This window comes from Kitasatospora sp. NPDC001309 (assembly GCF_042896295.1).
GTDB lineage: Bacteria > Actinomycetota > Actinomycetes > Streptomycetales > Streptomycetaceae > Kitasatospora.
On sequence record NZ_JBIAXC010000014.1, the window covers coordinates 139,693 to 154,636 of the forward strand.

The window sequence follows — 14,944 nt, forward strand, 5'->3', positions numbered from 1 at the left end:
CGGCACTCAGATGCCGAGCAGGCCCGCCAGCCTCCCGTGCTCCTCCGGGGTGAGCGGGCGCACCTGGCAGGTGCAGCCGCGCAGGTCGGAGGAGCCCATCTCGGCGTTCGAACCGGCGTCGGTGGTGAGGAGGTTGACGTTGGAGAGGCGCCAGGAGTCCGGGCCGTCGAGCTCGGGGTACCACCAGGAGGCGGAGACGCAGACGCTGTCGTCGCGCAGCCGGTCGGTGACCTTGACCCGGAAGTAGGCCGCCCGGTCGTGCCGGGTGACGGCGGCCCAGGCGCCGTCGGCGAGGCCCCGGTCGGCGGCGGCGCGCGGGGACAGCTCGGCCCGGGGGTGGGGCTCCTTCTCGCGGAGCTGGCCGACCTGGCGGAACTCCGAGTTGAAGTAGAAGGTCGAGTGGCGCGAGGTGAGGATCAGCGGGTGGTCCTCGTCCGGCTGCTCGCGGTCGGTCCACCCGGGCAGCGGGTCGTAGCCCATCATCCGCAGGCCGGGGTGGTGGAAGGTGAACTTGCCGGAGCGCGTCCTGAACCCCTCCTGTTCGTACTTGCGGTAGCGCAGGCCGGTGGCCCGGTACTGCTGGGCCTGGAGGGCCTTCCAGTCCATGCCGATCGGCGCGAGCCGTGCGTCTAGGGCGTCCTGGGCGCTGTCCCAGAACCCCTCCAGGCCCAGCCGGTGGGCGAGTTCGTTGAGGATGGCCTCGTCGGGCCTGCTCTCGCCGAGGGGGTCGACGACCCGGTTGCGGCTGGCCACGTAGTTGGCGTGCTCGACGATCTGGTCCCGCTCCGTCCAACTGGGCACCGGCAGCACGATGTCCGCGTAGCGCACCGTCGGCGTCAGGAAGAGGTCGGCGGCCACGATGAAGGGGACGGCGCGCAGGGCCGCCTCCACCTTCGCCGAGTCCGCGTAGCTGACCAGCAGGTTCGACCCGAAGATGAGCAGGCTGTTCACCGGGTACGGCTCGCCGGTGAGGCAGGCGTCGAAGACCGCCCCGGGGTGCGCCCAGCCGGACATGCCCAGGATGGAGTGCCCGGCGACGAGCCGGTCGCCGCCGGCGCCGTCCGGGAGCAGGTCGTAGCCGGGCATCGCGCGCCTGCCGATGATCCCCGGGGGTTCCCACAGCACGTCGCCGCCGGGGACGTCGACGTTGCCGCACAGTCCGGAGAGCTGGACGAGCAGTCGCGCGGTGCCGAAGGAGTCCCGGCTCTGCTGCGCCCCGGTGCCCAGTTCGATGCCCGCGCTCGCCGCGGTGCCGTACGCCGTCGCGGCCCGGCGGATGAGGTCCGCCGGGACGCCGGTGATCCCGGCCGCCCGTTCCGGTGTCCACTCCCGGACGTGGGCGCGCAGTTCCTCGGCGCCGGTGGCGTACCGGGAGACGAACTCCCGCTCCTCCAGGCCCTGTTCGACGATCTCGTGGAGGAGTGCCAGGGCCAGGGCGGTGTCCGTCCCGGGCCGCAGTTGCAGGTGGAGTTCGGCGCGCCGGGCGACGGGGGTGCGGACCGGATCGACGACGATCAGTCTGGTCCCCCGGCTGACGGCGTCGAGCAGCCGGGTGCCGATGACGCCGTCCCCGTGCGTCGCGGGCTTGTTGCTCCCCCACAGCACGACGAGTTCCGGACCGCCCTCGTAGTCGACGAAGCTGAACGCGCCCATCGAGAGGATCCCGGCCATGACGCGCGGGTAGAAGCACACGTGGGCCGGCCCGATGACGTTCGGGGTGCCCAGCGCGTTCCCGAAGCGGAACAGCCACTCCTGGTAGTTGCGGTCGGTGCCCTGGGCGAGCACGATGCTGCGCGGCCCGGCGCCGGCGAGGTCGGCGCGGAGCCTGGCGGCGATGGTGTCGAGCGCCTCCTCCCAGTCGATCTCCTCGAACTCGCCGCTGCCCCGGCTGCCGACCCGCCGCAGCGGGCGGGTCAGCCGGTCGGGGTGGCGGGCGAGCGCGGGCGCCGCCCGGCCCTTCGCGCAGAGGAATCCGCGGTTGTTCGGATTCTCCGGGTCCCCGGCCACGGTGAACTCGTCACGGTTCCCGGGAATTAGCAGAACCCCGCACCCGCCGTGGCAGCTGCGGCAGATGGATCGGACGGCTTCGTTGGTCATTCGGTCGGCCCCCACGTCGAATTAGGGAGAAGCGACGGCGCCCGCTATCGCGAGATCTTGGAATTCACGATCTTGGAATGGTCGTGCACCCGTGGACCGCCGACGGTGTTTTCGACGGTGACCTGTCAAGTCGGGTCGGGCTGAATCAACGTCAACTGTACTGTCCGGAAGCTGACTTGGCAGTGAAGTTCACCGTCGTCGACCACCCTGCTTCCGGGCGTTATGCGGCTTTTCCACCGGATGTTCCACGGGCCGCACGCCCTTTTTGCCCACGTTTTCGAAGTCCTGCATGATCCTTGAAACAGGAATCTTGCGCCCCGTTCAAAGCTGGCCCTAGGATGCCGCCAGTAGGCACCATGCGAAGTCCTTTTTGGAGGGCGTCATGGCATCCTTATCCCCGAAGAATTCCCGGGTCGACTTCTTGCCGGGCGCCGTTCCCACGTCGGACAATCGGTCTGATTCGACTCTTCCCAAACGTTGGTACAACTTTCTCGGCGATCTTCCCGGACACCTGCCGGAAGTCCGCAACGAGGGCAATCCGAGCCCTGCCGAGATTGCCGCGAAGGTGCGCCCGAAGGCCATCCTGGAGCACGACCGGCCGGCCGCACCGTGGGTCCCGATCCCGCAGCCGGTGCAGGACTGGCTGCGGCACGTCGGCCGGCCCACCCCGCTGCACCGGGCCCGGCGCCTGGAGCAGCGGCTGGGCACCGGAGCGCGGATCTACCTCAAGCGCGAGGACGTGCTGCCGACCGGCAGCTTCAAGCTCAACTCCGCCATCGCCCAGGCGTACTACGCCGCCGAGGAGGGGCGCCGGACCCTGGTCACCGAGACCGGGGCCGGCCAGTGGGGCATGAGCGTGGCGCTGGCGGCCGCCATGTTCGGCCTCGACGCGGAGGTCTTCATGGTGCGCTGCTCCCTGGAGCAGAAGCCCTACCGCCGGCACTACATGGAGCTCCTCGGCGCGAAGGTCCACCCCTCCCCCTCGCCGTTCACCCCGGTCGGACGCGAGCTGCTCGCCCGCGTCCCCGACCACCCGGGCAGCCTCGGCACCGCGATCAGCGACGCCATCCAGTACGCGCTCGGGAAGGAGTCGGCCGCCTACCTCTCCGGCAGCGGCACCCCGCACGTCTACCTGCACCAGACCCTGCTCGGGCTGGAGGTGCGGGCGCAGCTGGAGGAACTCGGCGAGGACCTCGGCGCCCCCGGGCGGGGCGACCACCTGGTCGCCTGCGCGGGCGGCGGCAGCAACCTCTGCGGCCTGATCGGGCCGTACCTGCGGGCCCGTACGGACGGCGCCGACCTGAGCTTCCTCGCGGCGGAGTCCACCGCGGCGCCGCGGCTCACCGCCGGGGTCTACCGGTACGGCCGCTCCGACGTGGCCGGCTTCACGCCCGAGGTGATGGGCTACTCGATGGGGATGGACTACATCCCCCCGGCCGTCCACGCCGCGGGCCTGCGCAACCACCACAGCTCCGCGATCGTCAGCCTGCTGCGGCACGAGGGCGTCCTGGACGCCGTCGCCTTCGGCGACCCCGAGTCCTTCGCCGCCGGGAGGCTGCTGCTGCAGACCGAGGGCATCCTGCTGGCGCCCGAGTCCAACCACGCGCTCGCCGCCGCCCTCGGTGTGGTGGCCGAGGCCGACGCGCGGCGGCAGCGGCCGGTCGTGGTGGTGCTCGCCAGCGGCTCGGGCCTGCTGGACCTGCAGAGCTACCACGACGTCGGCCGGCCGGCGTAGCACCCGCACCGGGGCGGCGCACGGGCGCGCCCCGCACCACTGGAACTCGTTGCTAGGGGGGGCAATGCGGTTGGCACTACAGGCGCGGCCCGGCGTGCACTGCGAGACGACGACGCTGGGGGCCATGCTGCGCCACGCCGGCGCCGACGTCTCGGAGCCGATGCTGTTCGGGCTCGGGCAGGGCATCGACTTCCAGTACTGGGAACCGCCGGCACCCGGGCTCACACCGATGCTCACCGGGCGCACCGGCGCCGGGGAGCTGGCGCGGAACGCCTGCGCCGCCCTCGGCGTGGAGCTGCGGGAGTCGCAGGAGGCGGACCAGGCCGCCGCCGAGCAGCGGGCCGCCGAGCTGCTGCGCGCCGGGTCCGTGGTCGGCGTGACGGTGGACATCTACTACCTCGACTACTTCACCTCCAAGAGCCACTTCGCCGCCCACTGCATCGCGCTGTACGGCCTCGACGACACCACGGCCTATGTCATCGACACCGAACAGCAGGGCGGGGCGAGGGAGTTGAGCGTCGAGTCGCTCCGGCTGGCGCGCGGCTCGACGGAGGGGTTCATGCCCTCGCCGAACCGGCAGCTGCACCTCGGCCCGCTGCCGGAGCGGCTGACCGCCAACCCGGAGCCGCTGCTGCTCGACCGGGCGTGGGGCGCGATGCGCGCGGCCGCGCGGACGGTGCTCGACGACCGGGGGCCCCGGTTCGGGATCGCCGGGCTGCGCCGGGCGGCGGCGGAGATCCCCGGCTGGCGGGACGCGCTGGCGTCCGACGTCGAGCTGGTGCCGGCCACCGGGCGGTTCTGGCGCTACGCCGGGACCGGCGGCACCAACTTCCGGGGCCTCTACCTGGACTTCCTCCGCGAGGTGCGAAGCCGCTCCGGGGAGGTCCGGCTCGACCCGGTGATCGGGGCCTTCGAGCAGCTCCGGCAGGACTGGGACGAGGTGATCGAGCTGCTGCTCGGCTACGGCGACGCCGGCAACGGCGCGGCGGGCGGACCGGAGCAACGGCAGCAGCAGCTGAACACGGTCGGGGCCCGGCTGGCCGCGATCGCCGACGCCGAGCAGGCCGCCTTCGGCCGGCTGCTCGACGTCACCACCGACATCGCGGGCTGAACGGCCCCGGGGGATCGCAGAAAGCGGGTCGACCATGGCTGGTGCGCGGGGCAGGGCCGCCGATCGCGTCCACGAGACCGAGGACGGTCTGCAGGGCGACGAGATCGCGGTGAAGTACGACGAGATGCAGCGTCACATCCGGGACCACGGCTGGCTCCAGGAGAAGGTGGACGACGTCCTCGGGGCCGGCATCCGCTCCGGGTCGGTGCTCGAACTCGGTTGCGGCCCAGGATACTTGGGGCTGGAATGGATGAAACAAACGGAAAGTCCGGGTAAACTCACCGGGGTCGACATCTCCGAGGCGATGCTCCGGCGGGCGCGTGCCAACGCCGCCGGTTACGGCCTCGCGGAGCGCTGCACCTACGACTGCGCGGACGTCCTGACCCTGCCCTACCGGGACGACTCCTTCGACCACGTGTTCAGTTCCGCCTCCCTCCACGAGTGGGCGGACCCGGTCCGCGCGCTGTCCGAGCTCCACCGGGTGCTGCGGCCCGGCGGCCACTACTGCGTTACCGACCTGCGCCGGGACGTCGACCGCGTCACCTTCCAGTTCATGAAGGCCAACATCGCGGCGGACATGCGGCCCGGGTTCCGTTCCTCGATCAACTCCTCGTACGTCAGGAGCGAGGTCGAGCAGCTGCTCCGGCAGGCCGGCCTCGTGGCCGAGGTGAAGGAAGTGCTGTTGGGGCTGGTCATCACCGGCAGGAAGGAAGCGTCGTGAACGCACTCGCAGGGAGCACGCCGAGACTCTCCACCACCTACGACGGACGCTTTCCCGGGCCCGCGGACTTCGACGCGGTCTGGGAGGCCGTCCTCGACGCCTCCGGCAGCTGGCAGGACGTCGACTGCGCCGAGCACCTGCGCGGCTGGTGCGGCCCCGGGACGGACCGCCTGGTCACCGGGCTGGCCGACGGACTCGCCCGGGTCAACCACATCGGGATCTACCTCGGCGACTACGAGCGCGACGACGCCGTCCTGGACTGGCACGCCCACCTGGTCGGACTCCGCGCGGCCGGACGGATCGCCGAGGTCGAGACCGGCCCCTCGTACATCTCGCCGCGCCAGTACGGCACCCAGGGGTGGTGGAACTCCGTCGTGCTGCCCGACGGCCGCGCCATCGAGACCTTCGCCTGCAAGCACTACGGCAGCTGGCGGGAGCGCAGCACCGAGGAGCGCCGACTGCTGATGTCCCACCTCGCCGTCGAGGTCCGCGCCGAGGCCGACGTCCGGCGGACCCTCGACACCCTGGCGCGGGACGCGGCGCACCTCGAAGTGATCGCCTTCACCGAGGCCGACGAACTCGGCCACACCTACGGCCACCTGCGCAACAACGCCGACGGGACGGTGCTGGAGATCGTCCACCAGGCCCCGCGCGAGGGGAGAACCGCCTGATGGGGACCACCGCTCCCGCCCCCTACTCGGGCGACCACTGCGAGTCGACGGCCCTGGTCAACATGCTCCGCACCAAGGGCATCGAGCTCAGCGAGCCGCTGGTCTTCGGCCTGGGGCAGGGCCTCTCCTTCCTCTACTGGCACTCGAAGCAGATGCCCGGTCCCTTCCTCGGCGGCCGGGTCAAGCCCGACCACCTGATCCGCAATGCCGTCCGGGCGCTGGGCCTGGAACTCCACGAGCAGGAGACCACCTCCCGGGAGCGCGCGGAGGCCGGCCTGCTGGCCGCCCTCGACGCGGGCGAGGTGGTGGGGTTGAAGCTCGACCGCTTCCACCTCGACTACGCCGAGGAGAGCCACCACTTCGCCGCGCACTACGTGACCTGCGTCGGCTACGACGGGGACGCCTTCCTGCTCGCGGAGACGGCGCCGCTCGGCGTCCGGCGCACCTCCCGGCAGAGCCTGCGCGAGGCCCGCGCCGCCAAGGGGCCGATGAGCTCCCGCAACCTGGCCTTCCGCCTCGGCGCGGGCGACTTCGACCCGGCCGGGCTGCCGGAGGGCTGCCGCGGCGCGGTCCTGGCCACCGCCCGGGACTTCCTCGCCCCGCCGATCACCAACCTCGGCTTCAAGGGGATCGCCAAGACCGGCTCGCTGATGCGCAGGTGGTCCGAGCAGCTGGACGACCCGGTCGCGGCGGTGCGCCGGATCGGCGTCAGCATGGAGGACGGCGGCACCGGCGGCGGCTTCTTCCGGGCGCTCTGGGCCCGCTTCCTGGACGAGGCGCACGGTCTGACCGGCATCGAGGCCTACCGCCTCGCCGCGGCCGACTACCGCCGGACGGCCGACCGCTGGACGGAGGTCGCCACCCTGCTGCGGAAGGCCGACGAGGCCTCCCTGCGGGGCTCGCTGGAGGAGGCGGCCGCGGTCGTCGGCGAACTCGCCGGGCAGGAGCGCGCGGCCATGACCGCCCTGGAGGAGGCGTCCCGATGACGACCGCCACCACCACCGCCGGGCACGCGTCGACGGGCCGGCTGCGCGACCGGGTCGCCGCCCGCATCGCCATCGCCCGGCGGGTCGCCGAGGTGAGCGCACTCGACCGGCCGGGGCTCGACGACTGGGCCCGGCAGGCCCTCGCCCGCGCCGTGCGGCACGCGTGCGCCAACTCGCCCTTCTACGCCGCCCACGTGCCCGGGGAGGTCGCCGAGGCCGCCGCGGCGGGCCGGCCCGGGGCGTTCCGGCGCCTGCCCTTCACCACCCGCGAGCACCTCAAGGCCGGGTACCCGCTCGGGCTGCTGGCGGTACCGAAGCGGGAGGTCATCCGCTTCGACGAGAGCTCCGGGACCGGCGACGGCCGCTCGATCGGCGCGTTCTTCACCGTCGAGGACTGGCTGGAGAACAACCTGACCGTCGCGGGCCTGCTCGCCGCGGTGGTCGACGCACGGGACGTGGTGGCCGTCGCCGTCCCGTACGAGCTGGCCGGCGTCGGCCAGGACCTGGACCGGGCGTTCGAGATCCTGGGCTGCACGATCGTCCCGCTCGGCGCGGCCTCCCCCGGCTGCCCGCCCGAACGGATGGTCCGGGCGCTGCGCAACGCGGGCGCCACCACCCTGGTGTGCTCCGGGACGAGGGCGCTGTTCCTGGGCGAGACCGCCCGGCGGGCCGGCCTCGACCCCCGCCGGGACCTCGCCGTCACCCGGATCCTGATGGCGGGCGAGGGGTCGTCCCCGGCCAAGAAGCAGCGGCTGCACGACCTCTGGGGCGCGACCGCCTACTCGATGTTCGGCATGACCGAGACCAACACCCTGGCGATGTTCTGCGCGCTCGGCGACCTGCACCTGGTGGAGACCCGGAGCTACTTCGAGGTCGTCGACCCGGCGTCGGGCGCACCGCTGCCGGACGGCTCCGTCGGCGAGCTCGCGGTGACCACCCTGGCGAGCCGGGCCATGCCGCTGCTGCGCTACCGGACCGGCGACACCTGCCTGATCGAGGCGGCGCCCTGCGCCTGCGGCTCCCCGCTGCGGCGGCTGCGGCACCGGGGCCGGATGGGCGACCGGATCCGGGTCGGCACCCGCTGGACCTCCCAGCTGGAGGTCGAGGACATCGTCCTCGGGGCGATGACCGCCGCCCCCTACTACTTCGCCTTCGACGTCGACGGCGACGCACTGGAGATCGCCCTGCCGCCGTCCTCCGGCGACGACGCCACCCGCGCCCTGATCGCCGACCGCGCCCGGGAGCGGCTGGGCGCCCCGACCCGCTTCCGCGCCCTGGACGTCGCCCGCTTCGAGCAGGCGCTGCGGACCTCGGCGAAGCCGACCATGCGGAACTTCACCGCGCCGCACGGCCGGCCCGGGGGCGAGGGGGGCGGCGGGACGTGACCGAGCTGCCGCTGCCGACCGGGCTGCCGCTGGACGGGAGGTTCACCATCGACGAGACCTGCATCGACTGCCGGCTCTGCCAGGACCTCGCGCCCGAGAACTTCGAGGGCGACCTCGACAACGACGTGCACTACGTCAGCAAACAGCCGGAGACGGACCGCGAACTCGACTGCGTGCTGGACGCCGTGGACTCCTGTCCGACCGACTCCATTCGATACGTGGCGACGACCACCGGGGGATGATGTGAATGTCAAGGCCGGATCCGCAGGGCTCCCCCGTGGCAGAGGCTGAACCCGCCAGGGGCGGTCCGAGGACGACCGCGCTCGGCCCGGTGGCCGAGAGCTACGACCAGCTCCACCGCATCGACCTGCTGGCCCGGGCCAGGGCCGGCGGCGGGGTGGCGCCCGCCTCGTACGAGTCGCTGGTGCGCGCCGTCTTCCAGGCCGCCGAGGTGTCCCTGCGCAACCTGAGCCGGCTCGCCGAGCGCACCCGGGCCGGCACGCTGGCGGGCGAGCTCGGCGACACCGCGCGGTTCAGCCGCTGGAGCATCGGCTTCCACCGGCTGCTGCGCCACCTCGGCACCGCGCTGTTCGACGCCCGCAGCGTCTTCGGGCAGGGCGACCTCGCCGGGACCTCCGAGATCGGCCTCGCCGAGTCCGCCGGGTACCGGACGTACGTCGAGGCGGTGCGGGGCCTGGAGCAGGCCGTACGGACGGCCCTGCTGGAGCGCGACCAGAAGGCGGTCCGCTCGACCATCGCCACCCGGAGCATCGACGACCCGCTGTACTCCTTCCTGCACGACCTGCGCACCGGCAGCCACGACGCGACGAAGTGGGAGAGCGACCTCTCCGGCGTGCGGGTGCGCAAGCCCGTCGGGCAGACCCTGGACGAGTTCACCCGGGCCGCCCTGCTCGCCGAGGCCGTGGCCGCCACCGAACTCCACGGCGCCACCCTGCACGGCGAGTTCGTCGCCCTCCACCAGATCCCGGAGCTGCTCTGCGCCGAGGCCAACGACCACCTGGAGGCCGCCGTCCGGGCGCTGCGCGCCGCCGACCTGAGCCGCGCCGTGGAGCACCTCGCGGCCTGCCGGGCCCTGCTGGTGCCGGTCGTCGAGGCGCAGCGGGTGATGGCCGAACTGCTGGCCACCGGCGAGTACCACGGCTTCCGGGAGAACCTCGGTCCGGCCAGCGGCACCCACTCGCTGGCGATCAAGCAGCACATGTTCCGGGACCTCTTCAAGTGCTTCTGGGGGGACCTGGAGAGCTGGCTGCTCTCCTTCCACCAGGGCTCGCTGAGCGACGCCGTCCGGTCGGTCGACGAGGGGCGGCACAAGGATCCGGAGCTGTGGCTGCGGCACTCCGTGATCGACCACGCCTTCCGGCTGCACTTCGTCCACCAGCAGTGGCGGCACGAGCACCTGCACATGCCGCGGAACTGCCTGGGCAGCGGCGGCACCAAGTCGATGATCGGGATCCCGGACGGACCGCAGGCGGTCTACAAGATGCGGGACGCGGCGAACGCCCAGCGGTCGCTGGTGGCGATCCACGCGGCGCGCGGCGTGCGGCTGTCGAACTCCGTCCCGGACTCCCCGCTCAACCGGCTGGTGGCCGGCCCGGCCTCGGTCGACGCCGAGCTGATGCGACTGGTGGGCGAGGCCACCCGGGAGTACTTCCCGGACGTCCAGGAGCAGAGCTACAAGCCGTTCCATTCCGGCGCGGCCGAGCGCAAGCCGTAGGAGAGAGGGCAGTGACGACTACTCAGTCCGCGGCAGCCGACGGGGCCGCGTCCACCCCAGGGGTCGAGCTCCTGCCCGGGTCCCCCGGCGGGGCCTGGCGGGGGCAGGACTTCATCCGCAGCATCGACGACGGTCGCGAGGTCTGGTCCGACGGCCGGCGGGTCGACGTGGTCGGGGATCCGAGGTTCCGGCCGATGCTGGACTCGCTCGCCGCGCTGTACGACCTCCAGCACGCGCCGGAGCACTCCGCGGAGATGCTCTGGCGGTCGGACCTCTCGGGGCGGCCGGTCAGCCTGTCCTACCTGGCGCCGAGGACCCGGGAGGAGCTCGACCGGAAGTGGCGCAACTCGCGCCGGTGGGCCGAGGCCTCCCACGGGCAGTTGTCCCGGCTGCCGGACTTCATGGCGAACGTGGTGGTGGGCCTCTACCACTTCCGTTCCCAACTCGCCCAGGTGGATCCGGAGTTCGGCCGTAATGCCGAGCGCTACTACCACTGGTGCCGGGAGAACGACATCGCGCTCACCCACGGCCTGGGGGACCCGCAGATCGACCGCTCGTCGACCCCGAGGGAGCGCCCGGAGATCGGGCTGCGGGTGGTCAAGCGCGACGCGGACGGCATCGTGGTGCGCGGCGCCAAGCAGATCGCCACCCTGGCCCCGTACGCCCACGAGGTACTGATCTACCTCTCCCCCGCCAACTACCTGCGCGAGGACCCGAGTTACGTCTGCTGGTTCGGCATCCCGCTGGCCACCCCGGGGCTGCGGATCCTGTGCCGCAGGTCGTACGCCGAGGGCTCCGGCGGCCTCGCCGCCCGGCTGGACGAGCAGGACGCCATGCTGGTGTTCGACGACGTGTTCGTCCCCCGGTCGCGGGTGTTCCTGCTCGACGACGCCGGTGTGGCGGCCCGCGGGTTCCACGAGCTCAACCGGTGGTCGCTCTACACCGGCCAACTCCGGTTCCACCAGCGGCTGCGGACCCTGCTCGGCACCGCCTCGCTGCTGGCGCGCTCGATCGGCGTCGACCGCTTCCGCGAAGTGGGCGCCATGCTGGGCGAGTTGACCTCCTACGTCGAGCTGGTGCGACTGGGACTGGCCGCCGTGGACGCCGAGAGCGCGGTCACCTCCTCCGGCCTGCTCGCCCCCGGCTCCACGGCCGCGCTCGACGCCGTCGCGGGGGACTTCTCCACCCGGGCGTCGGCGATCGTGCGGCAGATCGGCGCCTCGGGACTGATCATGCAGCCCTTCGAGGGCGATCTGGCGGCCCCCGAACTGCGCGGCGCGCTGGACGCGTACATGGGCGGGCGGGACATCGGCCCGGACGAGAAGTCCCGGATCTTCCGGCTCGCCGCCGACCTGGTCATCGACCGCTTCGGCACCCGCCAGGAGCTCTACGAGTCCTGGAACCGCGGCGACCCGGCCCGGGTCCGCGCGGTGCTCCACTCCACCTACCCGGACCTCGCGGCCTGCGAGGGCCAGGTCCGCGACCTGATCGAACGGGGGCGGCAGTGAGTCCTGACAGCATCGTCCTTGAGGGCGTCACGACCCACAACCTCAAGTCGGTCGACGTCCGCCTCCCCAAGGGGAAGCTCATCGTCGCCGCCGGCGTCTCGGGGTCGGGTAAGTCCTCGCTCATCATGGACACCCTCTTCGAGCACTCGAAGTCGCTCTACCTGGGCGCCCTGTCGAGCAAGTCCCTGGACCTGGGGGACGGTGACTACCAGTTCGACCGGATCGCCGGGACCCAGCCGCCGGTGGCGCTGCGCCAGCGCGACGGCGGCCACTCCAACCCGCGCTCGACGGTCGGGACGCTGACCGGCCTGGACGGGCTGTACCGGCTGCTGTTCGGCGCCGGCTCCAGGCCCGTCTGCCCGGTCTGCTTCGGCCCGACCGGCCCGGACCTGCGCTGCGGGACCTGCGGCTGCTTCGCCGAACCGCACTCCGCGAAGCACTTCAGCGCCAACCGGCGCGAGGGCAAGTGCCTGCGCTGCGACGGGGTCGGCGAGCTGATCGGGTTCTCGCTGGAGCGGATCGTCCCCGACCCCTCGAAGACGCTCACCGAGATCTGGGACGGCGCCGACCCGGGGACCTTCGCGATCCCCAATGTGCGCAAGGCCTTCGAGACGATGGCCGCGGACATCGGCCTGGACCTCGACACGCCCTTCGCCGAGCTCAAGCCGGAGCAGGTCGAGCGGGTGCTGCACGGCTCGGACACCGTCTACACCATCAAGATCCGCAAGGTCACCAACGACGTCCGCTTCGAGGGCATCCTCGGCTTCGCCGAGCGCGCCTACAAGAACGCCTCGACCGCGGCCCGGCGGGGCGCCTTCTCCAACTACCTGGCGAAGGAGACCTGTCCCGACTGCGGCGGCGGGCGGCTGCGGCCCGAGTCGCTCCGGGCGACCGTGGCCGGCCACACCTTCCACGCCTTCCAGAGCGACGAACTCGGCGACTCCGTCGTCCGGTTGCGCGAGGCGCTGGCCTCCGGCGCCCTGCCGCCGCAGGTCCGCGAACTCGCCGCGTCGATCATCCGGCAGAGCGAGAACATCGAGGAGGTCGGCCTGGGCCACCTCCAGCTGCGGCGGCCGGTGCCCACCCTCTCCGGCGGCGAGCTCCAGCGGCTGCTGCTCGCCCAGCACCTCGCCAGCGACCTCACCGGCGTCATGTACGTCCTGGACGAGCCGACCGCCGGACTGCACGAGAGCGAGACCGGCCGGATCATCGCCTCGCTGCGCCGGCTGCGGGACCTCGGGAACACCGTCATCGTCATCGAGCACGACGAATCGGTGATCCGGGCCGCGGACTGGATCGTGGAGCTCGGCCCGGGCGCCGGTTCCCGGGGCGGGCAGGTCGTGGTCGAGGGCCCCTTCGCGGAGGTCCTCCGCACCGAGGGCTCGCCGACGGCCGCCGCCCTGCTGTCGGACCCGCCCACCCGGCGCCGGGTCGACACCGCCGGCACCCCGTGGCTGGAGGTCCGCGACATCTCCCGCAACAACGTCCGCAACCAGGCCGTCCGACTGCCGCTCACCGCGCTGACCTGCGTCTCCGGGGTGTCCGGCGCTGGGAAGAGCTCGCTGGTCGCGGGCCTGCACGACAGCGTCGCCCGGGCCGTCGCCCGGGGCGCGGACAGCGCCGTGGTCACCGGGGCCGGCGCCCTGACCGACGTCATCCACGTCGAGCAACGGGCCATCGGACGCTCCAGCCGGAGCACCCTCGCCACCTACATCGGCATCGGCGACCACCTCCGGGACGCCTTCGCCGCCAGCCCGGACGCGGTCGAACTCGGCCTCGGGCGGGCGGAGTTCAGCACCAACGTGGCCGGCGGCCGGTGCGAGGCCTGCAAGGGCCTGGGGCTCGCCGAGATCGACCTGACCCTCTTCAAGAGCGAGTCCGTGGTCTGCCCCGAGTGCGACGGCCGGAAGTTCCAGGAGCACGTCCTCGCCGTCCGGCTCAACGGCGCCACCATCCACGACGTCCTCGCCATGACCGTCGAGGACGCCGTCGGCTGGTTCGACCCCCAGGCCCACGCCAAGATCGTCCGGGCCCTCACCGTCCTCGCCGAGTTCGGGCTCGGCTACCTCCAGCTGGGGTGCTCGACGACCGTGCTCTCCGGCGGCGAGGCACAGCGGCTGAACCTCGCCGGCGAGCTGCTCAAGCAGCGCCGCAGCGGCACCCTCTTCATCTTCGACGAACCGACCCGCGGCCTGCACCCCGCGGACATCCGGCACCTGCTGGCCCTGTTCGACCGGCTCATCTCCACCGGCAACACCGTCATCGCGATCGAGCACAACCTGCGCGTCCTGGCGATCTCCGACTGGGTGGTCGACCTCGGACCGGGCTCCGGCGCCGAGGGCGGGCAGGTCATCCACTGCGGGCCCCCGGAGGCGCTCGCCGAACACCCGGACAGCGTCACCGGCCGCCACCTGCGCGGGCGTTCCGAGCCGACCGCGCCCGTCCCGGTGGAGCCCGGCGGCCCCCGGGACCTCGCCGGCCTCGCCGAGCTGCTGCCGCGGTCCGTCGCGGTGGTCGCCGGCACCCGCCACCGCCCCGAGCAGGACGGCCCGACCCCGTACGGACTCGCGATCGGCTCGCTGACCGTCGTCTCCGGCGAACTCGCCCTGCTCGGCTTCGTGGTGGCGTCCGGGAGTTCGAGCTGGTCCGCGCTCGCCGACGGGCGGCCATTCTGCCTCAACGTGCTCGCCGACGACCAGCGCGAGCTGGGCACCAGGTTCTCCCGGACCAGGCCGGACCTCCGCTTCACCGCGCTGCCGTGGGCCCCGACGTCCAGCGGCAGCCCGCACCTCGCGGGCGCCTACGCCGTCCTCGAATGCCGGCTGGAGGGCACCTACCGGATGGGCGACCACGACCTCGTGCTGGCCAAGTGCCTCGGCGTCGACGTCAACCCCGCGGCCGGGTGCGCGCCGCTGCTGCGCACGAATGGGCCCGGCGGCGCGCTCCAGGACTACGGGTGGCGGACGCCGGACGACCAGGGCACGGGGGTGTGACC

General features: G+C 72.6%; 11 protein-coding genes. 10 read left to right on the forward strand and 1 reads right to left on the reverse strand.

From position 1 onward, the window contains the following. Positions 1-6: 6 nt before the first annotated feature. Positions 7-2,097 carry a molybdopterin-dependent oxidoreductase gene (locus tag ACFY2K_RS17065; protein WP_387712120.1) on the reverse strand — a complete coding sequence of 697 codons (2,091 nt, stop codon included), beginning with the start codon at positions 2,095-2,097 and terminating at the stop codon, positions 7-9. Between the two features lie 421 nt (positions 2,098-2,518). Between ACFY2K_RS17065 and ACFY2K_RS17070 the strand changes: the two genes are divergently transcribed. The 10 genes from ACFY2K_RS17070 to ACFY2K_RS17115 all read left to right on the forward strand — a co-directional run bounded on the left by ACFY2K_RS17070 (position 2,519) and on the right by ACFY2K_RS17115 (position 14,942). Beyond that, complete coding sequence (locus tag ACFY2K_RS17070; protein ID WP_380523381.1) at positions 2,519-3,832, forward strand: TrpB-like pyridoxal phosphate-dependent enzyme; 1,314 nt, start codon at positions 2,519-2,521, stop codon at positions 3,830-3,832. A gap of 64 nt (positions 3,833-3,896) precedes the next feature. Then, positions 3,897-4,943 carry a BtrH N-terminal domain-containing protein gene (locus ACFY2K_RS17075; RefSeq protein ID WP_380523314.1) on the forward strand — a complete coding sequence of 349 codons (1,047 nt, stop codon included), beginning with the start codon at positions 3,897-3,899 and terminating at the stop codon, positions 4,941-4,943. Positions 4,944-4,977: 34 nt separating this feature from the next. Further along, positions 4,978-5,664, forward strand: a complete 687-nt coding sequence (locus ACFY2K_RS17080; RefSeq protein WP_380523315.1) for a class I SAM-dependent methyltransferase — start codon at positions 4,978-4,980, stop codon at positions 5,662-5,664. Next, on the forward strand, positions 5,661-6,335 hold the full coding sequence (locus ACFY2K_RS17085; protein ID WP_380523316.1) for a hypothetical protein: 675 nt from the start codon (positions 5,661-5,663) through the stop codon (positions 6,333-6,335). Before ACFY2K_RS17080 ends, ACFY2K_RS17085 begins: the two co-directional genes overlap by 4 nt. Beyond that, positions 6,335-7,321: a BtrH N-terminal domain-containing protein gene (locus ACFY2K_RS17090; RefSeq protein WP_387712124.1), complete on the forward strand. Its 987-nt coding sequence runs from the start codon at positions 6,335-6,337 to the stop codon at positions 7,319-7,321. Before ACFY2K_RS17085 ends, ACFY2K_RS17090 begins: the two co-directional genes overlap by 1 nt. Further along, the gene (locus ACFY2K_RS17095; RefSeq protein WP_380523318.1) at positions 7,318-8,706 is read left to right on the forward strand and encodes a phenylacetate--CoA ligase family protein; all 1,389 of its coding nucleotides are present in this window, start codon (positions 7,318-7,320) and stop codon (positions 8,704-8,706) included. The genes ACFY2K_RS17090 and ACFY2K_RS17095 overlap by 4 nt, the downstream gene beginning before the upstream one ends. Continuing rightward, entirely contained in the window at positions 8,703-8,948 is a 246-nt protein-coding gene (locus tag ACFY2K_RS17100; protein ID WP_380398479.1) for a ferredoxin, read from the forward strand. The genes ACFY2K_RS17095 and ACFY2K_RS17100 overlap by 4 nt, the downstream gene beginning before the upstream one ends. Positions 8,949-8,983: 35 nt before the next feature. Next, entirely contained in the window at positions 8,984-10,441 is a 1,458-nt protein-coding gene (locus ACFY2K_RS17105; RefSeq protein WP_387712127.1) for a hypothetical protein, read from the forward strand. An 11-nt stretch (positions 10,442-10,452) separates the two neighbouring features. After that, complete coding sequence (locus tag ACFY2K_RS17110) at positions 10,453-11,949, forward strand: 4-hydroxyphenylacetate 3-hydroxylase N-terminal domain-containing protein (RefSeq protein WP_380644856.1); 1,497 nt, start codon at positions 10,453-10,455, stop codon at positions 11,947-11,949. Continuing rightward, positions 11,946-14,942 (forward strand): flavin reductase, encoded by a 2,997-nt coding sequence (locus tag ACFY2K_RS17115; protein ID WP_387712130.1) that lies wholly within the window; start codon positions 11,946-11,948, stop codon positions 14,940-14,942. The genes ACFY2K_RS17110 and ACFY2K_RS17115 overlap by 4 nt, the downstream gene beginning before the upstream one ends. Positions 14,943-14,944: the final 2 nt, after the last annotated feature.